This is a genomic window from Archangium sp., from assembly GCF_057119385.1.
Map to the genome: position 1 here is coordinate 22,784 of NZ_DBNGVP010000067.1, position 24,199 is coordinate 46,982.

At 67.2% G+C, this 24,199-nt stretch carries 17 protein-coding genes; 14 read left to right on the forward strand and 3 right to left on the reverse strand.

Annotated elements, in window-relative coordinates:
• Window positions 1-26: 26 nt before the first annotated feature.
• Both AC16DP_RS15570 and AC16DP_RS15575 read right to left on the reverse strand, forming a co-directional pair.
• The gene (locus AC16DP_RS15570; protein ID WP_329734759.1) at window positions 27-2,648 is read right to left on the reverse strand and encodes a DEAD/DEAH box helicase family protein; all 2,622 of its coding nucleotides are present in this window, start codon (window positions 2,646-2,648) and stop codon (window positions 27-29) included.
• Between the two features lie 151 nt (window positions 2,649-2,799).
• On the reverse strand, window positions 2,800-3,489 hold the full coding sequence (locus AC16DP_RS15575) for a sulfite exporter TauE/SafE family protein (RefSeq protein WP_329734760.1): 690 nt from the start codon (window positions 3,487-3,489) through the stop codon (window positions 2,800-2,802).
• A 48-nt stretch (window positions 3,490-3,537) separates the two neighbouring features.
• Between AC16DP_RS15575 and AC16DP_RS15580 the strand changes: the two genes are divergently transcribed.
• The 9 genes from AC16DP_RS15580 to AC16DP_RS15620 all read left to right on the forward strand — a co-directional run bounded on the left by AC16DP_RS15580 (window position 3,538) and on the right by AC16DP_RS15620 (window position 16,643).
• The gene (locus AC16DP_RS15580; RefSeq protein ID WP_329734761.1) at window positions 3,538-5,952 is read left to right on the forward strand and encodes a heavy metal translocating P-type ATPase; all 2,415 of its coding nucleotides are present in this window, start codon (window positions 3,538-3,540) and stop codon (window positions 5,950-5,952) included.
• On the forward strand, window positions 5,949-6,128 hold the full coding sequence (locus AC16DP_RS15585; protein WP_329734762.1) for a cytochrome oxidase: 180 nt from the start codon (window positions 5,949-5,951) through the stop codon (window positions 6,126-6,128). Before AC16DP_RS15580 ends, AC16DP_RS15585 begins: the two co-directional genes overlap by 4 nt.
• Window positions 6,129-6,146: 18 nt before the next feature.
• Window positions 6,147-8,495: a cytochrome-c oxidase, cbb3-type subunit I gene (ccoN, locus tag AC16DP_RS15590; protein WP_329734763.1), complete on the forward strand. Its 2,349-nt coding sequence runs from the start codon at window positions 6,147-6,149 to the stop codon at window positions 8,493-8,495.
• Window positions 8,495-8,707 carry a cbb3-type cytochrome c oxidase subunit 3 gene (locus AC16DP_RS15595; RefSeq protein ID WP_329734764.1) on the forward strand — a complete coding sequence of 71 codons (213 nt, stop codon included), beginning with the start codon at window positions 8,495-8,497 and terminating at the stop codon, window positions 8,705-8,707. The genes ccoN and AC16DP_RS15595 overlap by 1 nt, the downstream gene beginning before the upstream one ends.
• Window positions 8,694-9,242, forward strand: a complete 549-nt coding sequence (locus AC16DP_RS15600; protein ID WP_329734765.1) for a cbb3-type cytochrome c oxidase N-terminal domain-containing protein — start codon at window positions 8,694-8,696, stop codon at window positions 9,240-9,242. The genes AC16DP_RS15595 and AC16DP_RS15600 overlap by 14 nt, the downstream gene beginning before the upstream one ends.
• Before the next feature lie 14 nt (window positions 9,243-9,256).
• Entirely contained in the window at window positions 9,257-10,672 is a 1,416-nt protein-coding gene (gene ccoG, locus AC16DP_RS15605; protein WP_329734766.1) for a cytochrome c oxidase accessory protein CcoG, read from the forward strand.
• Window positions 10,673-10,804: 132 nt separating this feature from the next.
• The gene (locus AC16DP_RS15610; RefSeq protein WP_329734767.1) at window positions 10,805-14,725 is read left to right on the forward strand and encodes a G8 domain-containing protein; all 3,921 of its coding nucleotides are present in this window, start codon (window positions 10,805-10,807) and stop codon (window positions 14,723-14,725) included.
• Between the two features lie 152 nt (window positions 14,726-14,877).
• The gene (locus AC16DP_RS15615; protein ID WP_329734768.1) at window positions 14,878-15,537 is read left to right on the forward strand and encodes an SRPBCC family protein; all 660 of its coding nucleotides are present in this window, start codon (window positions 14,878-14,880) and stop codon (window positions 15,535-15,537) included.
• Between the two features lie 50 nt (window positions 15,538-15,587).
• Window positions 15,588-16,643, forward strand: coding sequence for a hypothetical protein (locus tag AC16DP_RS15620; RefSeq protein ID WP_329734769.1), 1,056 nt, complete (start codon window positions 15,588-15,590; stop codon window positions 16,641-16,643).
• A 41-nt stretch (window positions 16,644-16,684) separates the two neighbouring features.
• Here the strand turns inward: AC16DP_RS15620 and AC16DP_RS15625 are convergent, their stop codons facing one another.
• Entirely contained in the window at window positions 16,685-17,416 is a 732-nt protein-coding gene (locus AC16DP_RS15625) for a hypothetical protein (protein ID WP_329734770.1), read from the reverse strand.
• 125 nt (window positions 17,417-17,541) lie between these two features.
• Here AC16DP_RS15625 and AC16DP_RS15630 point away from each other — a divergent pair, with 125 nt between their 5' ends.
• The 5 genes from AC16DP_RS15630 to AC16DP_RS15650 all read left to right on the forward strand — a co-directional run bounded on the left by AC16DP_RS15630 (window position 17,542) and on the right by AC16DP_RS15650 (window position 23,995).
• Window positions 17,542-18,156: a hypothetical protein gene (locus AC16DP_RS15630; RefSeq protein WP_329734771.1), complete on the forward strand. Its 615-nt coding sequence runs from the start codon at window positions 17,542-17,544 to the stop codon at window positions 18,154-18,156.
• A 148-nt stretch (window positions 18,157-18,304) separates the two neighbouring features.
• Complete coding sequence (locus AC16DP_RS15635; RefSeq protein WP_329734772.1) at window positions 18,305-19,576, forward strand: PQQ-dependent sugar dehydrogenase; 1,272 nt, start codon at window positions 18,305-18,307, stop codon at window positions 19,574-19,576.
• Window positions 19,577-19,853: 277 nt separating this feature from the next.
• The gene (locus AC16DP_RS15640; protein ID WP_329734773.1) at window positions 19,854-20,261 is read left to right on the forward strand and encodes a response regulator; all 408 of its coding nucleotides are present in this window, start codon (window positions 19,854-19,856) and stop codon (window positions 20,259-20,261) included.
• Between the two features lie 3 nt (window positions 20,262-20,264).
• Window positions 20,265-21,686 (forward strand): RAD55 family ATPase, encoded by a 1,422-nt coding sequence (locus AC16DP_RS15645; RefSeq protein ID WP_329734774.1) that lies wholly within the window; start codon window positions 20,265-20,267, stop codon window positions 21,684-21,686.
• Window positions 21,683-23,995, forward strand: a complete 2,313-nt coding sequence (locus AC16DP_RS15650; RefSeq protein WP_329734775.1) for a PAS domain S-box protein — start codon at window positions 21,683-21,685, stop codon at window positions 23,993-23,995. Before AC16DP_RS15645 ends, AC16DP_RS15650 begins: the two co-directional genes overlap by 4 nt.
• Window positions 23,996-24,199 lie beyond the last annotated feature (204 nt).

Below are 24,199 nucleotides of genomic sequence, written 5' to 3' on the forward strand. Positions count from 1 at the left end.
GGCAGTGCTCGTACCTTCAGCCAATATTAGGGCGCCTTGGATTTGGAGAGCGGCTTGGTGTAATGCAGCGCGAATTGTTTTGTCGTGAGCTTGTATTCTTCAAGCAGTTTGCTGATCGGCTCGGGTTTCCAAAAAAGAGGTGGTTGTTTCACCAAAGCACCTAGGAATTGTTCAATATTCTTTAGAAGCTTCTCCAGTCCATCTGGTGTTAACACCCTGGTGCCCTCAGGAAAGAAGGCATCATGCCTCGGGGTGGTTGAGCGTGCCACTACAACAGGGATTCCCTCCCTCTCGGGATCTCTGTGCCTGAACCACTCCATTGCAGCAAGGAGTTGCTCACCATCACTCTTTGGCAAATCCTTTGCCCGTTCGTTCTTGGCCTCAATGACCCACGAGAACTCTGGCCACTCCCACAGGTTGTCCGGACCGCGCAGGAACTGCTTTTCCGGACGTAGCCCTATAGCCCCAAAGGTTACAGCAATATCCATTAGGCCCTGTTCTAGAATCTCTGGTTTAGCGTCAAAAGATAGCTTTGTTTTGAGTGTCGCCAATTCAGCAAGCGCGCCGTTCGGATTGGAAAAGCCGGCGTACCAGGACAGCACCACTGTTGCTGCGGCTGCCGTTGGCTTCGAGTACCGGGATACGATGCTGTTGGGCGGTGTGCACATGTAACTATTCTTCTCGTGTGCAGCCTTTTGTGTCTGAAGACCCGCTGGTTCATCGACCTCGTATATATAATTGGCCTTACGCTGTAGCAGCCAGCCGATTTGCTCCTCTGAGGGTGGCGCGATTGCTTCCTTTTCTCGTGAAGAGGCTGTACCCTTAGCGGGCTTTGCTTTTGCTTGTGCTGATTTTTCTTTTGCCTGCTTGGTTGGCTGTTCTTTTTGTGGCTTTACTTTGTGAAGCACGTCTTGAATGATATCAGCCGCTTTCTGAGGATTGTGTGCGAATGCGGCACGCTGAGCCTGGTGTTCAGCCTCGGTTAAGAGAATTTGAAGTTCTTCAGGCTTGTCTGTCAGCCCTTTTAGTTTTTTCTTTACCCTACTGTCGTAGAAGGACTTCCATCCGGCATCGCGCGTTAGGCACTTGTTTGCCATGTCCTCTACGGCATTCGTTAGTGCGCCGCCTTGGTTCAATGCAATCTTTGTTAGGTCTTCCGAAAGCTGGAGTTGTGCCCGCGTTGTTGCTCCCATCAATTCCACCACATCCCGTTTGGCTAGGAAATTCACCAAATCTGGCCCGGTCAATACTACAACAGCGTAATCTGCTTGTGACCGAACCGCGCGTCCCATCCCTTGCTCGACGCGATAGATCCATCTCCGATACGCGCCACCAGGGCGACCCGGGACTTTTCGATCATAGTCATCACCAAGCCCTTGGCCAACAGGCATGCCATCGATCACAAGAACGCGACAAGAATCGTCTGGCAAGTCCACACCGTCATATCGCTGAGCGAAGGCGACAAACGAGAGTGTTCCCTTCTTTAGTCCTTCGACTGTCTCTTTCACTCTGTCGCCGACTTCCACAGTGGCCCCCACTGCCTCCCATTGTCTTGCTGCCTTTTCGCTTGGTGTTAGGACAACTACCCGGAATCGCTTGGACAATTTGCGACACCATTTCATTACCCAATCGCGATCTAGTGTTGGATCGATCAGCGAAGGAGCAAGCACCATGCGCTCTCCAACTCCTCCGTCAGAAGGTGGGACAATGGGATTTCGCGCGGCATCAGGCTCGCAGCCGAGTTCACGGACAAGGGCCGAGTCGTCGGACAATGTGGCCGACATAAAAAGCCTGTGCTTGGCTTCATTGTAAGGGCGCGCCAACTGCACGGCTGGGATATCAGGAAAAATCTCAATGACTTTTCCTGACACTATGCATCGGCACCATCTGAGATTGTTTTTGAGGTAGCCCCATACGAACAGAAGACCTTTGCCTTCGGCATAAACATCTAGTGTCGAGCGCAATTGATCGATAAGTGGAGCCCAAATCCAGAAAGGGACTTCGAAAGCGGCTGCGTCATCTCCGCGCTCGACTCCCATCCAAACACCAGGGTTGTAGTCTTTGCATGGAGCGCGTAGAAGCTCAAGTAATCCTTCGAAGAGTGGTTCGATTTCGCCTTTCTCAATACGAATGGTGAAGCTATCCCTTATTTCTTGGATACCTGAGTGCGCATCATCCAGAACAATTGCGTGCGGTATGAGATCGACATCATCACGGTCGAAAGTGGAACGTGCATTGAAAAGTTTGTCATAAGTGCAAACGATGATCGCTTGCCCTGCAATTGCTGTGGCTGGGGGGTGTTTTTCGCCATGTCGATAATAAACGGCACTTATGCCAAGATTTTCGGCTTCCTGTAAAACCTGCTCAACAAGTTGTGTAGTAGGGCAGAGGTACACCACAGGGCGGCGCGTCTCCGCCATGTAGGAATAGAGATGCACTAGGGCTACGGTGGTTTTGCCGAAGCCTGTGCTCATTTTGAGCACTAGGTCACGCGTTCCCCGCTTGGCTGCAAGTGACACCAGCGCTTCTTTCTGCGGCGCTCGCAGCCCGACGTGCGAGGTCTTTCTGTCAAGGGAATCAAAAAGTGCAAGCGGATCGGAGACGTCAATAGGCGTCTCGTCGTCGGTGTACTTAGAGAAATCAACCATCGTTGAACCTCCCAACAGTTCGCGGAGAAGTTGCGAGCATACGCTGTGCCAGCAAAATCGCCAATGCCTCTGCTTTCCGGATTCGACTTGTGCGGTGTGTGTCTCCGACGGGACTCGAATCCGTCGGACATTGGATGATGGGGCAATGCACTCAGTGACAGCTCGGCTGACCTGTGCTGACACCCACCGCGCGGTAGATGAGCACCGCCGCGGCCAGCAACGGCACCGCTCGTTTGAGCACGAAGGTCGCCATGCGCGGTTGCCGCGCCCATAAGCCCGTTTGCACCTGTGCCCCCAGCAGCGCCGGGAGCCCGCCCAGGGCGAAGGCCCCCATCAGCAGCGCTCCACCCCCCAAGGAGCTGCTCGCCAGCGCCGCCGCGTACACCCCGTAGAGCAGGCCGCAGGGCAGCAGCGGCGTCACCGCACCCATTGCGCCCGCTTTGCTCAAAAGCGAAAACTTTGCGCCCACCCGGGTGACGGCCACCGCCACGTGGCTCAGCCCTGGCAATGGCCTCAGCCGCTTTCCCAACTCCAGCGCCGAGGCCACCAGCGCCGCCGCCATCACCCACGGCAGCCAGGGCCGCGCCGAGACCGCCAGCGCCCGCGACACCCCTCCGCCCAGCGCCCCCAGCAGCCCTCCCACGAGTGCGTACGAGCCCACGCGCGCGCTCTGATACGCGAGCACCGCGCGCCATCGCTCCGGGCCCTTCACCCCCGGCAGTCCCGCGCACGCCAGCGGCCCGCACATCAGGAGGCAGTGCACGCTTCCGGTGACGCCCACCATCAACGCCCCCAACGCGCCCACCCAGAGGTTCTCGAGAACGGGAAATGCCGTGGTCATGCCCCCGTCCATCGCAATGGGCATGCCGTTCGCAAGGGGCCCGCTTCGATGCCGGTCTCCCAGCCAATCGAGCATGCCTCGGCCTCGTGCCTCCACTGTGGCAGCCCCGTTCCCCAGGGCTCGCCACTCCGGGGCTTCTGCTGCGCCGGCTGCGAGGCCGTCCACCACCTCCTCGTGGACCAGGGCCTCACCCGCTACTACGCGCTGGCCGACGGCAAGACGGCCCCCGCCCCCGAGCCCCGGCAGGACCGTGGCTTCGCCTGGCTGGAGCCGCTCGTGGCCCGCGCCGAGTCCTCCACCAGCTCCGTGTGTACGCTCGAGCTGGATGTGCAGGGCATCCACTGCGCCGCATGCGTCTGGCTGATGAACGAGCTGTTCCGCCGCCAGTCCGGCGGGGCCTCGCTCACCGTCAATCCCGCGCTCGGCAAGGTGCGGCTCGCCTGGAGCAAGGGCGCCTTCGACGTGGCCGCCTTCCTCCGCTCCGTCGAGGGCTTCGGCTACCTCTTCGGCCCCAGCCGCAAGCGTCCCGAGTCCGCCTCGCTCGATCTGCCCATCCGGCTCGGCATCTGCGCCGCCATCACGATGAACGTGATGCTCTTCTCGGTGAGCTTCTACGTGGGGCTCACCCCGGCCGATGGCGACGTCTTCTCCCTCTTCAGCCAGCTCAGCGTGTGGCTCTCCACCGGCGTGGTGCTGGTGGGCGGCTGGCCCTTCTTCCGCTCGGCGTGGCGCGGCCTGCGCAGCGGCGTCCTCCACCTGGACCTGCCCATCGCCCTGGGCATCCTCCTCGTCTTCTCCACCTCGCTGCTCGAGGCGCGCGACGGCCGGGGAGACCTGGCCTACTTCGACACGCTCAACACCTTCGTCACCCTGATGCTGGTGGGCCGCTGGTTGCAGCAGCGCGTCCTCGAGCGCAACCGGCGCTTCCTCCTGGAGGATGATGGCGCGGACGGCCTCTTCGCCCGGCGTCAGGAGGGAGACCGGCTCGTCACCGTGCGTGCCGCCGAGCTGCGCGCGGGCGACGTGCTCGTCATCGCCCCGGGGGAGCTGGTGCCCGTGGATGCCGAGCTGCTCGACGCGAGCGCCAGCTTCTCCACCGACTGGGTGACGGGCGAGCCGGACGTGCGCGCGGTGGAGCAGGGCGGAGAGGTGCCCGCCGGGGCCTTCAACGCCGCCCGCGCCGCCGCCCACCTGCGCGCCCGGACGGACTTCCAGGACTCGCCGCTGGTGGCCCTGCTGCGCCAGACGCCCTCCGCGCCCGGCCGCGTGCCCGCCCACGCGCGCTTCTGGAACGCCGTGTCCCGCCGCTGGGTCGTCTCCGTGCTGCTCGTCTCCGGACTGGGGCTCGCCCTCTGGCTGCCCCAGGGCCAGGACAAGGCGCTGCAGGTGGCCGTGGCCCTGCTCGTGGTGACGTGCCCCTGCGCCATCGGCATCGCCGTGCCGCTCGCCTACGAGCTCACCCAGACGCGCCTGCGCCGGCTCGGCCTCTTCGTTCGCAGCCAGGACCTGCTGGATCGGCTGCCCCGCGTGCGCAAGGTGCTCTTCGACAAGACGGGCACGCTGACGCTCGGCCGTCTGGAATTGGTGGACCGCGAGGCCGTGGACGCGCTCGCGCCCGAGTTGCGCGATGTGGCCTTCGACCTGGCCGCGCGCAGCAACCACCCGGTGAGCCGATGCCTCGCCGCGGCACTTTCTCGCGCTGGCGCACGCTTCACCGCTGGCGCACGAGTCACGGAGCACCCCGGGCTGGGCCTGGAATTGCTCCGAGAGGACGGGATGTGGCGGCTGGGTGCCCTGGAATGGGCGGCACCTGGCGCCACGGGACCGGGAGGGACCGTCCTCGCCCGCAACGGCCAGCCCCTGGCCACCTTCGCCCTGCGCGAGTCCGTGCGTGCCGATGCGCGCCGGGAAATCCAGGCGCTGCGCGAGGCCGGCCACGAGGTGTGGCTCATCTCCGGCGACGCGCCCGCGCGGGTGCGTGCCATGGCCGAGGCCCTGGACGTACCCGTGGCGCATGCGCTCGGCGGCCAGCGGCCCGAGGACAAGGCCGAGGCGGTGGCGCGCATCGACCAGGCGGACACGCTCTTCCTGGGCGACGGCGTCAATGACAGCCTCGCCTTCGAGCGCGCCTTCTGCGCGGGTACGCCCGCCATCGATCGGCCGGTGCTGCCGGGCAAGTCCGACTTCTTCCTCATGGGCGAGGGCCTCTCGGCCATCCGCGAGGCCCTGGAGCTCTCCGGCCGCCTGCGCCGGGTGGTGCGCCAGGTGATTGGCATCTCGCTCGCCTACAACATGGTGACGGTGGCGGTGAGCCTCGCCGGGCTGATGACGCCGCTGCGCGCGGCCGTGGTCATGCCGCTCAGCTCCCTGTCCCTCATCCTCTTCACCCTCGTGAGCCTCTCCGCGCGCCGCACGCCCGCGGCGGGAGCGCCGGCACGGGCCTTGAAAGAGGTGCCCGCATGAACGTCATCGTCCTCCAGGTCTTCGTCAGCCTGATGCTCGTGGTGGGCTCGGTGCTGCTCTACGCCTTCAGCGTGCGGCACCGCGACTACGAGCACGCCGACCGCCTGTCCCTCATTCCGCTCGAGGACGACACCGCCAGGCCGGCCCCGTCCTCCGAAACCAGGCCGCAGCAATGACTCTCCCGAGGTGATCTCGTGCAACAGCAACGCATCGTCTACGACGACGCCATCACACGGCGGTTCATCTTCGCCTCAGTGCTGTTCGGCGTGGTGGGCCTGTTGGTGGGCTGCATCGTCGCCGCCCAGCTCGCCTGGTGGCAGCTCAACTTCGGCGTGCCCTATCTGACCTTCTCCCGCCTGCGCCCGCTGCACACCAACGCGGTCATCTTCGCGTTCGTGGGCAACATGATGTTCGCGGGCGTCTACTACTCCACCCAGCGTCTGCTGAAGACGCGCATGGCGTCCGACCTGCTCTCCAAAATCCATTTCTGGGGATGGCAGGCCATCATCGTCTCGGCGGCCGTGACGCTGCCGCTCGGCATCTCCACCGCCAAGGAGTACGCCGAGCTCGAGTGGCCCATCGACATCGCCATCGCGCTCGTCTGGGTGGTCTTCGCCATCAACTTCTTCTGGACGCTGGCGAAGCGCCACGAGAAGAACCTCTACGTCGCCATCTGGTTCTACATCGCCACCATCATCACCGTGGCGGTGCTGCACATCGTCAACAGCCTGGCATTGCCGCTCGGCCCGCTGAAGAGCTACTCCGTCTTCTCCGGCGTACAGGACGCGCTGGTGCAGTGGTGGTACGGCCACAACGCCGTCGCCTTCTTCCTCACCACGCCCATCCTGGGCATCATGTATTACTTCCTGCCCAAGGCGGCCGAGCGCCCGGTCTATTCCTACCGGCTCTCCATCATCCACTTCTGGGCCCTGGTGTTCATGTACATCTGGGCCGGTCCGCACCACCTGCTCTACACCGCGCTGCCGGACTGGGCGCAGTCGCTCGGCATGGTGTTCAGCGTGGCGCTGTGGGCCCCGTCCTGGGGCGGCATGCTCAATGGCCTGCTCACCCTGCGCGGCGCCTGGCACAAGCTGCGCGAGGACCCGGTCATCAAGTTCCTCATCGCCGGTGTCACCTTCTACGGCATGGCTACCTTCGAGGGCCCGCTGCTCTCCATCAAGTCGGTGAGCGCGCTCGGGCACTACACGGACTGGATCATCGGCCACGTGCATGGGGGCGCCCTGGGCTGGAACGGCCTCATGGCGGCCGGCATGTTCTACTGGCTGGTGCCCAGGCTGTACGGCACGAAGCTGCACTCGGTGAAGGCGGCGGACCTGCACTTCTGGACGAGCACGGTGGGCATCCTGCTCTACATGCTCGCGATGTGGGCCTCGGGCATCAACCAGGGCCTCATGTGGCGCGCCACCAACCCGGACGGGACGCTGCTCTACCCGAACTTCGTGGAGACGCTCATCGCCATCCGGCCCATGTACATCGTCCGTCTGATCGGCGGCTCGTTGTACCTCATGGGCTTCCTGTTGATGGTGTGGAACCTCTGGAAGACGGCCCGCTCCGGCCAGGCGGTGGATGGAGAGACCACCGTGGTGGTGGAGGAGAAGGCTCCCGAGTCCGTGGGGGTGGGCAGGCCCGCGTGGGTGGCCATCGTCACCGGTTGGCCGCTCCTGTTCGCGCTGGCCATCATCGGCCTCAGCTTCTTCCTGGGCTGGTCCAGCCCCGTGCGCGCCATCGCCATCATGGGCGCCATGCTGGCCCTGGGTGAGTTCGCGTGGATCGTCGCCCGGCGCAACCGCGAGACCGGTGGGCCCTCCTGGTTCGCCATCATCGAGGGCCGCCCGCTGGCCTTCACCGTGCTCACGCTGCTCGCCATCCTCATTGGCGGCGTGGCGGAGTTGCTGCCCACCATCCTCATCAAGCAGGCGGTGCCGCACCACGGCGAGGCCCAGCAGCCGTACTCCCCGCTGGAATTGCAGGGCCGCGACCTGTACGTGCGCGAGGGCTGCTATGTCTGCCATTCGCAGATGATCCGTCCCTTCCTCGCGGAGACGCAGCGCTACGGCGACGTGTCCCGGGCCGAGGAGTTCATCTACGATCACCCGTTCCAGTGGGGCAGCAAGCGCACCGGTCCGGACCTGCACCGCGTGGGCGGCAAGTACCCGAACCTCTGGCACTACACGCACATGATGGATCCGCGCGCCACCAGCCCCGGCTCCAACATGCCGCCGTACCCGTGGCTCGCGGACAACAAGATCGACGTCAAGCTGGCGCCCAAGAAGCTGTCGCTGATGCAGAAGCTCGGCGTGCCCTACACCAACGCCGACGTGGACGGTGCCGAGGCGCGCCAGAAGGCCCAGGCCCAGACCATCACCGCGGACCTGGCCAGCCAGGGCGTCCAGGTGGCGTGGGACTCGGAGATGGTGGCCCTCATCTCCTATCTGCAGCGGCTCGGGCGCGGGCCCCAGGACGTGGTTCCGGCCGTGCCGGGCGGAATCCAGACGGCCTCGACGACGGGAGGGACTCCCTGATGTGGCGCCAATTCTACGCGGGCATGGACCTGGTCCATCTGCCGCTCTTCACGCTGATTCTCTTCATCGTGGTCTTCACCGGTGTCACCGCGTGGGTGTTCCTCGCGCGGCGCGGCCAGGACTACGACGCGATCTCCCGGCTGCCGCTGGCCGAGACGGGCGCGGTGACTTCCGATTCCCGCGGCGCGAGGGCCCACCATGAGCGCGAATGACAAGCCGGGCATTCTCCACGTCTATGACGGCATCGAGGAGATGGACAACCACCTGCCCAACTGGTGGCTGTTCCTCCTCTGGAGCACCGTCCTCTTCGGTTTTGGTTATTGGTTCTACTATCAGGTGAGTGGTGTCGGCCCCGGCTCCATGGCGGTGTACAAGGCCGAGGCCGCCGAGGCCGCGCGCAACGCCGCCTCCAACCAGCCCGTGTCCGACGAGACGCTGCTCGCGCTGATGCTGGACTCGCAGTCGGTGGAGCAGGGCAAGGCGCAGTTCACGCAGCAGTGCGCCGCCTGCCATGGCCAGAAGGGCGAGGGACTCATCGGTCCGAACCTCACGGACAAGTTCTGGCTGCACGGCGGCACGCCCATGGCCATCCACAAGACGGTGTCCGAGGGCGTGGTAGCCAAGGGCATGCCCGCCTGGGAGCGGACGCTGGGCGCCGAGCGCGTGCGCTCCATCGCCGCCTACGTGTTGACGCTCAAGAACACGAACGTGCCCGGCAAGGCCCCCCAGGGCGAGCTGGCGGAGTAGGGGAGGGTATTCAGATGGCACAGCCTCGAGCATCCGGACCGGGCACCGGGCACCTCTCCTCCATCCGTCCGGATGGCTCCCGGCTGGGCATCCATCCCTCGGACGTGCACGGCCGCTTCATCACCTGGCGGCGCATCGTCTTCGCGGTGCTGATCGCCATCTACGCCGTGACTCCATTCATCCGGATGGGCGGCCACCCCGCCATCCACCTGGACGTGGCGGCTCGCCGCTTCTACCTCTTCGGCAGCACCTTCAACGCGCAGGACTTCTGGATCGTCCTCTTCCTGCTCACCACCACGGGCTTCTCGCTGCTCTTCGCCACCGCGTGGCTCGGACGCGTGTGGTGTGGCTGGGCCTGCCCGCAGACGGTGTTCCTCGAGGGCGTCTACCGGCGCATCGAACGGTGGATCGACGGCCCCCGCGAGCGCCGGCTGAAGCTGGCCGCCGGCCCCTGGACGCCGGAGCGCGTGCTGCGCGCGGTGACGAAGCACGGGGCGTTCCTCGCCGTGTCGTGGTTGCTGGCCCACGTGGCCCTGGCCTTCTTCGTCTCCGTGAAGGGCCTGGGCACCATGGTGCTGGACGGGCCGGGCGGGCATGCCGTGCCCTTCGCCTGGGCCATGGCCGTCACCGGCGCGCTGTATTTCAACTTCGCCTGGTTCCGCGAGCAGCTGTGCGTGGTGCTCTGCCCCTATGGGCGTCTCCAGTCGGCCATGCAGGACCGGGACTCGCTCCTCATCGGTTATGACATCGCCCGGGGCGAGCCGCGCGGCCGTCTGGTGAAGGCGAAGCTGGCGCTCGCGGAGGCTCCCCGTCAGGGCGACTGCGTGGATTGCCGCAAGTGTGTCACCGCCTGTCCCACGGGCATCGACATCCGCAATGGCTTGCAGATGGACTGCATCGCCTGCGCGCAGTGTGTGGATGCCTGTGACGAGGTGATGGACAAGGTGGGGCGCCCCAGGGGCCTCATCCGTTACGACTCGCTCAACGGGCTGGAGGGCCAGCCCCGCCGCGTGGTCCGGCCGCGCCTGCTCCTCTACGGGGGCTTCTTGCTCGTCTCCGCCCTCGCGCTCACGGTGAGCCTGGTGGGCCGCACGCCCTTCGAGGCCAACCTGCTGCGCTTCCAGGGCCTGCCCTACTTCCTGGAGGGCACCACGGTGCGCAACCAGTTCGAGCTGCACCTGGTGAACAAGAACCCGGTGGAGTCCACCTTCACCGTGCGGGTGGACAGCCCGGTGCCCGCCAACGTGGTGGTGCCGCAGCAGCAGGTGACGCTGGGCTCGCTGGAGAGCTTCCGGCTGCCCCTCTTCGTCACCGTGGAGCGGGGCCCTCGCGTGCCCTTCGTCTTCAAGGTCGAGGTCACCGACCAGGTCTCCGGTCAGGTGAGACGGTTGGAGGCCCGCTTCCTGGGCCCCCCGGGGGCGAGCCGGTAGGAGGAGCCAGCAGCGAGCCCTCCAGGCGGATAGAGGGGTTGTACGACCGCACCCCTTCCTTCGTGCTGGGTGGCCCGGCCGGAAGATGCAATCCAGTTGACGATTCCCAGGGTGAGCGTCATAAACCCGTTTATGACGCGTTTCCAGAGTAGATGGGCCTTCCTGCTTTCCCTGACCGCCGTGTCGTTCGCGGACGGCGCGGCCGCCGCCAGCCTGAGCTCCGCGTCCTCCACCGCCTTCACCGTTCCCAACGGGACGTTCGAGACGCCCGCCCTCCCGGCGTCACCCGGGTACGAGTACGCCCCCGCGGGAAGTGGATGGACGCTCGTCAACGGCGCGGGCTTCACCCGGAACGCCACCGCGTTCACCTCGGCCAACCCGAGCGCTCCCGAAGGAGCCCAGGTGCTCTTCCTCCAGGGCGGGGGCGCCTCGGCTTCGAGGACCCTGAACTTCCCGGCGGGCTACTACGTCTTCAGCTTCTTCGCCGCGCAGCGCGGCAACCCCGTCAACACCCAGCGCGTCGAGCTGCGGATCGACGGGGCCGCCGTCCAGGGCTTCACGCCCGCCGGAACCACCTACCAGGCCTTCAGCTCGGGCGCGGTGCTGCTGTCCTCCGGCCCCCACTCCATCGAGCTGCGCGGGCTCAACCCCCAGGGCGGCGACAACACCGCGTTCGTGGATGACCTCCGGGCCACGCGCATCCGGGACATCGGCCTCAGCGGCTTCGAGTCTCCGGTGCTGCCCACCTCTCCCGGCTATGCCTACGCTCCGGCGGGCGGGCCGTGGACCTTCAACGGGCTCAGTGGCCTCAGCCGCAACGCCAGCGGGTTCACCGCCTCCAACCCCGCCGCGCCCGAGGGCGGCCAGGTGCTCTTCCTCCAGGGCGCCTCCTCCGCCTCCACTTCCATCAGCATTCCGCGCGGGGGCTATTACCGGTTCCGCCTCAGGGCCGCCCTCCGCGCCAACAACCCGGTCCAGCCGCCGGCCAAGAACATCCGCATCACCCTCGGCGGCACCCAGGTGGGCGAGTTCCGTCTCGCCAGCACCCAGTACGCCGAGCACATCTCCGCCGCGCTCTACCTGGACGCGGGCGTCAACACGGTGAGCCTGATCGGCGTGGACACGGCGGCCGGAGACCACACCGGGCTGGTGGATGACCTCCGGATGGAGATGCTCCACGACTGGCAGGATCCGTACGTCTGGGGCGGCGCGGTGCCCGGTGCCAGCGACGACGCCACCGTGAGCGCCGGCAGCGCCGTCTGTCTGCAGGGCACCCTCGCCCCGAGGACCCTCACCGTGAGCGGCGAGCTGGTCGGTGCCCAGAACCGCAACGTGGCCGTCACCACGAAGTACGTGATGGTGATGGGCAGCGGCTCCCTGCTCGAGCTGGGACAGGAGCTGACGCCCTATCCGGGCTCGGCCACCTTCACCCTCAACGCCACGCCCGCGGATCCCGAGGTCATGGGCATGGGCAACAAGTTCATCGGCGCCATGGGCTCCGCCACCCTCCGCCTCCACGGCCTGAACCGCGTGAGCTGGTCGCAGCTCGGCGCGAACGTGAACGCGGGGAGCTCCACCGTGGTCCTCAAGGAGGCCGTGGACTGGCGGCCGGGTGACAAGATCGTCATCGTCTCCAGCCATCGCGACTGGAACGAGGCCGAGCAGCGCACCGTCACGTCCGTCTTCTCGGGGAACACGGCCCTCACGCTCGACAGCCCCCTCGCGTACTCCCACACCGGCGTGGTGAAGAGCTACTCCAACGGCTCGCGCACCTGGACCGCGGACCTGCGCGCCCAGGTGGGTCTGCTCACGCACAACATCCTGGTGCAGGGTGATGCGGCGTCCGCGTCCTCCGGTGGCTTCGGCGGACACGTGATGATCATGGACAACTCGGCGGCGTACGTCAGCGGCGTCGAGCTCTACAACATGGGCCAGAAGGCGCGCCTCGGGCGCTACCCCTTCCACTGGCACATGCTGGGCAGCGTGGGCTCGGGCCAGTACTTCAAGAACTCCAGCGTCCACCACTCCTACAACCGGGCCATCACCATCCACGGCACCGAGAGCACGCTCGTCGAGAACAACTTCTTCTATGACCACATCGGCCATGGCGTGTTCCTCGAGGACGGCAGCGAGCGCTTCAACGTCATCAAGAAGAACGTGACCCTGCTCACGCGGCGCCCCGCGCCCGGCGAGCAGCTCACGCCCTCCGACAACCAGTTCAACGAGGTCCAGAACCGCAGCCCGGCCAGCTATTGGATCACCAATCCCCAGAACACCTTCGAGGACAACGTCGCCGCGGGCACCGAGGGCACCGGCTTCTGGTTCGCGCTTCCTTCCCGTCCCATGGGCCTGTCCGCGAACGACTCGCGCTTCTCGTCGATGCGCCCCAACGCGCTCCCGATGATCTCCTTCAAGGGCAACAGCGCCCACAGCACCATGAGCGGGTTCGACATCTTCGACGGGCTGGATGCCAACCACTCCATCCTCCCGAACGCCGGCTGGTCCGACACCGCCCCCCACCTCATCGAGAACAGCACGTGGTACGCGAACGACCTGGCCATCTACACGGGCATCGGCGTCGGCGGTCCGTCCGAGAACCTCATCTTCCGCAACAACGTCCTGGTGGAGAACGCGGTCGGCACCATGCTGGCCAGCTACAGCTTCGTCGACCAGAGCCTCTTCGTGGCCAACTCCGGTGAGAACCTCCTCTCCGGCCAACGCTACGCCTACCGCGTGTACGACGGCGCGGGCCAGGTCCGGGACTCGCACTTCATCGGGTGGGATGCCGCCAACGCCAACTTCCTGATGAACACGGGCGCGGCCATCAAGCACCCCAATCACCAGTTCACCGGCAACACGATGTCTCCCGCCAGCCCGCCGCGCACCGTGCTGGAGGACTTCGACATCCGCCCCGTGTCGGGCGCCCACGCCAACCACCCCGGGCACCCGCGCTACTGGTCCATCGTGTTGCGTGACGTCAACGGCGGCATCAGCGGCAAGGCCAATACGTCCATCATCTCCAACCACCCGTTCATGCGGGTGGGTGACGAGTACCGCCCGCCGAACTGGGAGCGCGCGTACCGGAGCGATCACCGCTTCGCCCTGTCGCGGCTCTCCTACAACGTGCCGTTCGAGCAGACGCCCAACATCACCTGCACGCGCGAGAAGGCGGGCACGGCCCCCGCCAGCGTCTTCTACATCGACGACAACGGCTACCACGAGTGGCACCAGCTCCCGTTCATCGTCAACGAGGGCTTCGAATACACCTATGCCTACCAGTCCCTCCCCGCCGTGAAGGTGGTGTCGATGAACATGGAGGACGCCACCGCGGGTGACAACTACATCGCCCACTTCAAGGACTTCGGGAAGCTGGGCGGCGTCTCGCTCTCCTCGAGCCAGGGCAGCTTCACCGCCCACTCCTCGCTCGCCAGCCTGCGCGGCTCCACCACCTCGGGCTACTACCTGCAGCCGGGCGGGGACCTCTCCATCAAGGCCGTCGCCACCGGTAGGAACCAGTCCTTCACCATCGCCTGGAGCACGGACTTCGCGGTGGCGCCGCTCGACACGGATGGAGACCAGGTGACGGACTCCGCGGAGATCAACGCGTCACGGCATCCCTTCGACGCCGCCGACCTCGGTGCCGAGTTCCTCACGGCCGGAGGCTTCGAGGGCTGGACGGGGTTCGGCAACATCACCGGGCAGGCGGTGTCCGGCGGCGTGCTGACCGGCATCTCCTCCGACAACGGTGACGCGCAGATCGTGAACAGCGCCTACCAGTTCAGCGCCAGCCGCGTGGCGCTGCTCCAGGTCCGCATGCGCGCCACCCAGAACACCGGCGTGCAGATGTTCTTCGCCACCAGCACCCAGCCGGGTTTCTCGGGCACGCGCGTGGCCAGCGCGACCTATTCTGGCAACGGCGCCTGGCAGACGCTCACCTTCGACATGGCGGGCCAGTTCGATTGGACGGGGACGATCACCGATCTCCGGCTCGATCCGGTGTCGGGCGTGGGCATCCAGTTCGACATCGACTGGATCCGCGGACCGGGGCTGTAGACGTCACATTCCAGCAACTCCTCCGCCCGGGCCTGTGCAGCACAGTCCACGCTCGGGCGGAGGGTCCCTCCCCTTCGTGCCCCGACCAGTGCTAAGAATCGATCCTTCTGGCGATCCGGGCCCCCCATCCGGCGAGAGCGAAGGAGTCGAACATGCGGAGCGTGACGGGTGTGGCGGTACTGCTGTGTGCGGTGGTGGCGGGTGGCGCCGGGGCCGAGGACTGGGAGAAGGTGTCCGACGGTGACATCTCCATCAAGGCCCGGCCCTACACGGCCGTGACGGGAGGCCGGGAGGTGTGGGCCGAGGGGGTGCTGCCGGTGAGCCTCCAGGACGTGCAGACGGCCCTCATGGACCACGACAACTTCCGGAACTTCATGCCGTACGTGACGGAGTCGCGGCTGCTGGCGCGAGGCGCGGACGGCGCCCGCCTGACGTATACGCGGCTGGACTTCCCCCTCATCTCGGATCGCGACTACGTGCTCCGGGTGCTGGACGAGCCGGTGCTGGACGCGGAAGGCAGACAGGTGGCGTTCCACCAGAAGTGGATGCCGGACAACAGCATGCTGCCGGAGCGCGCGGGCGTGGTGCGGCTGCGTCACAACCAGGGCAGCTGGTACTTCACCCCGCGCTCCGAGGGCGGGGTGCACTTCGTCTACCGCTTCATCGTGGAGCCGGGCGGTTCCATCCCGGGCTTCCTGGCCGGCGTGGGCCAGAAGGACGCCGTGGTGGCCACGGTGCGCGGGGTGGAGAAGCGCGCGCTCAAGCTGGCCGCGGCTCGGGCGCAGGCGAAGGAGACCCGCGCCATCCCCTGAGGGAGCCCGCTATGCTCCCGCCCGCCGTGCAACCACGAGAGGAGCGGGACATGCGGGGAGACAACAGGCGGGTGGGTTGGAGGGTCCGAGCCCTCCTGCTGCCGCTGGTGCTGGCCGGGTGTGCTTCGAAGCAGGCTCCGGCGGCGAACGTGCCCCTGGCGTTACAGGGGACCGCGCCGGAGCAGGCCGTCACCCTCCTGCCGCTCGGTGGTCCTCTTCAGAGCGAGAACGCCGAGCTCTCCGGCCTCGCCTGGTACGGGGAGCACCTCGTCATGCTGCCGCAGTATCCCGGCTGGCGGAACGACGGCACTTCCTGTCTCTACACCGTCTCGAAGGCAGACGTCCTCGCGCGGCTCGACAACACGGCGTCCGGGCCTCTCGAGCCCCGCTGCATTCCGTTCGACAGCGGTGGCCTTGAGAAGCGCATCCCCGGCTTCGAAGGCTATGAGGCCATCGGGTTCGTGGGGGAACAAGCATATCTGTCCGTGGAGGCCCGCCAGAGCACGGGGAAGGGCTTCCTGGTGACCGGCCGCATCGCGCCCGACTTGAGCGTGCTGAAGCTCGAGGCTGCACCCCAGGCCGTCCTTTCCCTGCCCGCCCAGGTGGCCAACGCGGGCTTCGAGACCCTGGTGGTGGGAGGGGATCGCTTGCTGGCCCTGTACGAGGCCAACGGGGTTCGCGTGAACCCGGCCCCCGCCGCCGAGAGCTTCGATCGATCGCTCACCTCCGCCGGCAGGCTCTCGCTCCCGTCGATCGAATACCGCGTCACCGATGCCACCTCCCTGGACCCGGAGGGCCGGTTCTGGGTGATGAACTACAGCTTTCCAGGGACCTCTCGGGCCTATGATCCGGCGCCGGATCCGCTCATGGCCCGGTACGGCACCGGACCGGCCCATGCGAAGAAGCCCCAGGTGGAGCGGCTCATCGAGCTCCAGGTGCGGCCCACTGGCATCGTGCTCACGGATCGGCCTCCTCTCCAGCTGCGGCTCTCCGATGAGGCACCCCGCAACTGGGAGGGAGTGGTGCGGCTGGACGGGCGGGGCTTCCTGCTCGTGACCGACAAGTTTCCCGGGACCCTGCTCGGCTTCGTTCCGAGCCCGCCCTGAGCCAGGGTGGGGTTCGCGTGCTACCCGTGGGGCGGAAAGGCTCAGTCTCCGCCGATGGCGAAGTCCCAGTCCCCGTTGGAATGGATGCCGAGGCGGAAGCCGACGTAGCCACCGCCCGTGACGCTGCGCATCTGGGCGAGCTGCTCGGGCGTGTACACCGACTCGAGAGCCTTCCAGTCCTTGGGTTTCGGGTGTTCGCCGTACGCGGACGGCCAGACGTAGAGGCCGCCGCTCTTCGCATGAGGGAGGTTGAGCAGTTTCACGATTCGCGCGAGCACCGGGTCTCCGTCGCGCGTCTCGCTCTTGCGCCAGTATTCGGCCACGTTCACCCGGTCATCGCCGAAGCTGGCGGTGAATCCCTGCCCCGTCTCGTGGGTGAGGGCCTCCAACCTCTCGTAGTCACAGGCCACGGCCGCGGCGATGATGCGGCGGCGCATCGACTCCACCGCGGGGGGGAGGGGCGGCTGGGCCGGCTTCGGCTCGGGGCTGAGGGTGCTCGCCGAGCAGCGCGCGCCGGCCGCTCCAGTGCTTCCCGCATCCGCCTGCGCGGTCGTGGCGGCTCCCGCGTCTGGAGCGATGGCTCCCGCGTCCGGCGAGGTCTCGGGCGCACCGGCATCCACCGGCGCCGGGGCGGAGGCGCCCGTGTCACGGGCAGCGTCCCCGGTCTGGGGTGCGGTGGCGGGCGCGCCGGCATTCACCGGGGACTCGGGAGCCGGGATGGGCTTCGTACAGGACAGCAGCAGCGAGCAGAAGATCGAGGCGAACCTGTTCATGGTGAACGCCCTGGACGCAGCGAGCGCCCCGAAAATTCATCCACTTCCCCCCGCTGGCGCCGGGTGCCCTGAATACAGTGGGTGGGGATTCGTCCAGAGCGGCCAGCCCCGACAAGGACGCCCCCATGCGATTCATCCAGACGCTTCCCGCCGCCCTCCTCTCCCTGGCTCTCACCCTGGCACTCCCCGCGGATGCGGGCGACGCCCCGGCTTGTCCCGAGGTCTGCCAGCACCTCGGCGACGTCTGTCCCCTCGCCGCCACGGGCTGCGGGTTCATCTGTTCGGGCGTCTCTCCCGCGGAGCGGGCTTGTCTGGCCAGGGCGAAGAACTGCGATGACGCCGACCGCTGCAGCGCAGTCGATGGCCCGGCACCGGCTCCCACCGCGAAGCAACGCGGCCAGGGGAAGACGTCCACGGCGGCCCCGGACCTCACCGGCACCTGGCGCCGCAACGCTGGCAACGCGAAGGTGGACGCCGCACTGGAGCTCTCCGGCGCGGGGCGTTGCAGGTCCCGGGCAACCGACCGCGCCACGGGCAAGCCGATCGGCTCACTCGAACAGGAGTGCACCTACAGCCAATCGGGCAACCAGTTCGAAATCGAGTACAAGTCCGGGCTCTGCCAGGGCATCCGCGGCAGGTATGAGGTCAGCCGGAGCGCGAACGAGCTGCGCTTCAAGGCCCTCGAGGACGACTGTCACGGACGGCGGATGGAACTGACCGGCGGAGCGTGGAAGCGCTGACCTCCAACGTGTCCAAAGGTTCCTGAAAACACCGACCCGTGAACAAGGCGATAGAGTCATCCGGCGTAGGTGGCGCACCTCGCCGGGCCTGGTTATTCGACCTCCAAGGAAGTAGCCCTTCCCGCCCCTGTCTCCTGGAGAGAGTTCCATGCGCACCTTGTCGATGACCCTGCTCCTCGCGGCCCTCCTGTCGGGCTGCAGCGGCAAGACCCCCAACCCCCCGGGCGGCACGCCGCAAACCCCCGGGGAAACGGAGCCGCCTCCCGAGGAGCCCCTTCCCAGCGGCCCTCCCGTCCCGACGGGCCCTCCCAACGTGCCCGAGTTCCAACCGGCCTTCCCCGGTCAGACGCGCGCTCCGGCCATCCAGACGAAGACGGCCTTGCAGGTCACCGAGATCGCCTCGGGCTTCAGGAATCCCTGGGCCATCGCCTTCCTCCCCGACCAGCGCATGCTGGTGACGGAGAAGCCCACCGGCTCGCTCTACATCGTCACGCCCCAGGGCGCGAAGTCTCCCGCTGTCGCGGGTCTGCCGCGCGTGGACGGCCGGGGACAGGGCGGGCTGCTCGACGTGGAGGTGGGCCCCGACTACGCCCAGAGCGGCCTCATCTACTGGACCTATTACGAGCCGCGCTCGGGCGGCAATGGTCTGGCGGTGGCACGCGCGAAGCTCGTCGACGGTGCGCAGCCGCGCGTGGAGGGAGTACAGGTCATCTTCCGCATGATGCCCACGCTCGAGTCGACCCTGCACGCGGGAGGCCGGCTGGTGTTCACTCCCGATGGCAAGCTGTTCGTCACGCTCGGCGAGCGCTCCATCCTCGAGGGCCGGGTGCAGGCGCGTGATGTGCGGAGCCACTTCGGCAAGGTGGTCCGCATCCACCCCGACGGCTCGGTGCCCCTGGACAACCCCTTCGTGAACACCGAGGGCGCCAGACCGGAGATCTGGTCGGTGGGGCACCGCAACATCCTGTCGGCGGCGCTCGACCGCCAGCAGCGGCTGTGGACGGTGGAGATGGGGCCGCGCGGGGGAGACGAGCTCAACCGTCCCGAGGCGGGCAAGGACTACGGCTGGCCCACCATCGGCTATGGCGAGGAGTACTCGGGCTCGCCCATCCACGCGAGCCCGCAGGGCCCCGGCATGGAGCAGCCCGTGTACTACTGGGATCCGGTGATCTCCCCCTCGGGGATGACCTTCTACACCGGGGAGCTGTTCCCCGAGTGGCGCGACAACGTCTTCATCGGAGGCCTGTCCAGCCAGGCGCTGGTGCGGCTGATGGTGAGGAATGACCGGGTGGTGGGCGAGGAGCGGCTGCTCACGGACCTGCGCGCGCGCATCCGCGAGGTGGTGCAGGGCCCCGAGGGCGCGCTCTACCTGCTCACCGACGACAGCAACGGCAAGCTGCTCAAGCTCACCCCGCGCTGAGCCGGCCCCTTTCGTGGATTCGCGAGGAGCGACGGGTTGCCCGTGGAGGTGAGAACCTTCGAATGGGCAGGCTGAAGAAGCGGCCCGGGACACAGGGCAGTTCTTCCGTGGAGGGCGTGCAGGCCTTCTTCCGCATGATGCCCACGCTGCTGGGCCTCCTGGACGAGGGGGGAGGGCCCCGCACGTGCTGGGATGGCGCCCCAGGAGCGAGCAACTACATTCGATACAGGGCCGCGAGGACTGGGCCGGCGGCCTGGCAGGAGAGGTGGCGGGAGCGATGAAAGACCCGGCGGACGTGGACAAGGGGAGCGTGCTCATCCTCGTCATGGAGTCGGACCCGTATATCCGGGCACTCCAGCAGGCGCTCCTCGGCGAGCGCTACACCGTCCACTTCGTCCAGGATGGAGCGGCCGCGCTCGAAGCCGCACGGCGGTTGCACCCGAAAATGCTGATCGCCGACATCCTCGTTCCGAAGATCGACGGCCTGCGCGTCTGCAAGCTGCTCAAGCAGGAGCCGGCGACGAGCCACATCCAGGTACTCATCTTCAGCGAGCTCCTGGCCGAGCGGCGTGCGCGCGAAGCGGGCGCCGAGGCCTTCCTGCACAAGCCCATCGACGAGCGGCGGTTCCTCGGCGAGGTCCAGCGCCTGCTGGAGCAAGCGCCCGGCCGCGAGGGACAGGGGTGAAACATGGAACGGATCACCACTGGGATTGGCGGGCTCGACATCATCCTCGGCGGAGGCCTGCCCCTGAATTCGTTGAACGTCATCGCGGGCACGCCGGGCACGGGCAAGACGATTCTCGCGCAGCAGTTCATCTTCGCCAACGCGCGCCTCGACGCACCGGCGCTCTACCTGACGACGCTCTCGGAGCCCGTCACCAAGGTGCTGCGCTACCTGCAGCAGTTCTCGTTCTTCGACGAAGACAAGCTGCTCGGTGACCGTCCTTCCATCTTCTATCGCGACATCGCGGAAGTGATTCGCGCCAAGGGGCTGTTGACACTGCCGGACACCATCATGGCGTTGATGAACGAGCATCGGCCGTCGTACCTGGTGATCGACTCGTTCAAGGCGCTGCGGGAGCTCGAGTCCACCGGCCCCGACATCCGCCGCGTCATGTTCGATATCGCGGGCAACCTGGCCGCGCGCGCCTGCACCACGCTGCTCGTCGGCGAGTACCGGGACGAGGAGGTGGAGCAGCTGGCCGAGTTCGCCATCGCCGACGGCATCCTCCAGCTCGTTACCAGGGCGTACGGCACCCGGGAGGAGCGGTACCTGCGGGTGCGCAAGCTGCGCGGCAGCAGCTACCGCGCGGGCGAGCACGCGTTCCGCATCACCGAGCGGGGGCTCGTGCCCTTTCCGCGCCTGGTCACGCCGGAGCGGCCCATCGGCTACTGCGCTTCGCCGGAGCATGTCTCCACCGGCGTGGCCGGCCTGGACCGGATGTTCGATGGCGGCCTCCGGCGAGGCTCTTCGACGCTGGTGGTCGGCGCCGCGGGCAGCGGAAAGACGCTGCTCGGGATGCACTTCCTGTTCGCGGGGGCCGCCGCGGGCGAGCACGGACTGCTGGTCAGCTTCCAGGAGAACCCCACGCTCTTGCGCCACCTCATCTCGGGCTTCGGCTGGAACGTCGAGGAGCTCGGCGAGCGCGGCCACCTGACCTCCCTCTACGTCTCTCCCGTGGAGATGAACATCGACGACATCGTGCAGCAGATGACGGCCGTCCTGGATTCCAGGCCGATCCGCCGCGTGGTCATCGACAGCATGGGAGACCTGGAAGCGGCCTCGTCGGACCCGCAGCGGTTCCGCGGCTACATCTATTCGTTGATGCAGCTCTTCGCGGTGCGCGGCGTGACGGCCTACGCCACCTACGAAGCGCTCGTGGACCCGGACTTCGCGTCCTTCACGCGCATGGGCGCTTCCTACATCAGCGACAACGTCGTCGCGCTGCGCTACTGCGTCGATGGCGACGTGCACCCCGGCGGGCGTATCAGCCGTGTGCTGGCGGTGGTGAAGTGCCGGGGCAGCGCGCACGACGACCACCTCCGGCAGATGACCATCGGAAGGCACGGCGTGGAGGTCGCCGGTGCACCGCCGGGGGCCGGTGGATGATTTCTCCAGCGGACACGGCCCGCAATTATCGCGAGCTCCTCGACATCAACCGGCTGATCACCTCGTCCCTCGAGAGCGGCGTCGTCCTCGCCACCGTGACCCGGTACGCGGCCACGCTGCTGCGCGCGGAAGCGGCCGCGCTGCTCCTGCGGGAAGAGGAGACGCTGAGGGGAGCGGCGACCCACCACGTGCCGGGCGACGCGCGGGAGCTCGAGGTGCCATTGGGGCCCGGCGTGATGGAGCGCATCCGCGACATCGGGCGGGCCGCCGGGCTGGAGGGGTGCGTCGGCGTGCCGCTGGTGCTGCGCGCGGAGACGATCGGCATCCTCGCCGTCTTCCGCCGCGATACCGGGACGGGGACGGCCGAGGACGAGGAGCTGTTGTCGGTGCTGGCGGACCAGGCGGCGGTGGCGCTGGAGAACGCGCGCATCTACCGGCAGCTCCAGACCCAGACGCAGGCGCTGCAGGAGAGCGAAACACGCTTCCGGCTGGCGTTCGACGAGGCGCCGATCGGCGTCGCGCTCGTGGGGCTCGACGGCCGGTTCCTGCGCGTCAACAACGTGCTGTGCGAAATGGTCGGCTACTCGCGCGAGGAGCTCACCGGCCTGACGTTCCCGGCCATCACCCATCCCGACGACGTGGATACCGACGTCGCGCTCGCGCGCAAGCTCGCACGCGGAGAGATTCCCCGCTATCAGCTCGGCAAGCGCTACCTGCGAAAGGACGGCGCCGTCGTCGACACCCTGCTGAGCGTCGCGCTCGTGCGCGCCCCCGATGGGGCTCCGCTCTACTACGTCAGTCAGATTGAAGACGTCACGGAGCGCAAGCGGATGGAAGAGGAGCTGCGCCGCTCCGAGGCACAGTTCCGCGGACTCATGGAAGGGCTGCCCGACGGTGTCTTCATCCATCGCGGTGAGCGCGTCGCCTACGCCAACCGGGCGCTGTCGTCGTTGCTGGGATACGGCGATCCGGCGGCGCTCACCGGCAGAGCCATCTCGGAGCTGTACCCTCCGGACGACCTGGCGGCCGTCCTGGAGCGGGCCGGTGCGCTGCGCAGCGGGCTCGCGTCGCCGCCGCGGGAGCTGCGCATGCTCCACCGTGACGGCTCGGTCCGCGACGTCGAGACGACGGCGCTCCAGGTCCACTTCGAGGAGCAACTGGGAATCATCGTCATCGTGAGGGACCTCGCCGAGCGCAAGGTCGCCGAGCGCGAGCGCGAAGAGGCCTACCGGCGGCTGCGGGTCATCATCGATCTGTCGCCCGTGGGAATCGTGCTCGCCGCCGATGAGCGGCACTGGGACGGAAACGTCCGGGCGCGGCAACTGTTGGGGCACCCTGCCGGCCTCTCCGTCGACGTCTCGCGATATGCCGGCGAGTGGTTGGACGCCGAGGAGAAGCCGCTGGCCTTCGAGGAGCTCCCCGTCGTGCGGGCGCTGCGCGGGGATCAGCTCGAAGGCGTGGAGATGCGCCTGCGGCGGCCCGACGGCCGCCTGGTGCCGCTGCTGGTGAGCTCGGCGCTCATCCCGGGCGCCGGGGGGACACCGCCGGGCGCCGTCGTCATCTTCGAGGACATCTCGGCGATCAAGGACCTGGAACGGCTTCGAATCGAGTGGAGCGCGGTGGTCGCGCATGACCTGCGCCAGCCCCTGAGCAGCATCGAGATGTACGCACGGCTCATCGCCCGCCAGGTCGCCGCGGAGCCAGCGCTGCGGCACAGGGCCCAGCAGATCAGCGGCCTGGTGCGCCGGCTCAACCGGATGGTCCAGGACCTGGTCGATTTCACGCGGCTGGAGGCGCGGCAGCTCTCGCTCAACCGCCAGCCCGTGGAGCTCGTGCAGCTGATTGAACAGGCGATGGAGCGGATGGAGTTGGAGGTGCCCGAACGGCCGCTCCAGCTGCGGGTGCACGGCGCGCCCGCCCGGGTGGACGCCGACGCCGACCGCATCGCGCAGGTGATGGAGAACCTGCTGACCAACGCCATCAAGTACGGCGACCCGGGGACGCCCATCCGCGTCGCGGTCGAGGTGGGCGCCGGCCAGGTCAGTGTGTCGGTGACGAATCAGGGACCGGGCATCCCCCCGGAACAAATGCCGTACCTGTTCGGGCGGTTCCAGCGCGCCCGGGACGTGGAGCGCCGGGGCGCGAAGGGGCTCGGGCTCGGGCTCTACATCACGCGGGCGCTGATCGAGGCCCACCACGGGCGGATTGTCGCGGAGCGCGTCCCCGAGGGAGCGATGACGTTCCGCTTCACCCTGCCGTTGGCACGGCCCGCCGAGCAGCTCGCCGGGCCCGAGCAGCAGTCCCACTGAACGTTTCTCCGGCCCCCGAAGCAGGAGGGCGGTGTCTGCCCGGTGCCCGGGCAGGCGGGCTGGCTGTGGGCGCTCTTCCTGGGACCGCCGGGACAGGGGGCGCGGCCCCGGGGGGGTTCGGAGCGCAACCCTTGCGCCTGGACGCAGCCCTTGCACCCGGAAGCCCTGTCGGGACGGGGGGTCCGAGGGCGCGGCGTTGGCACG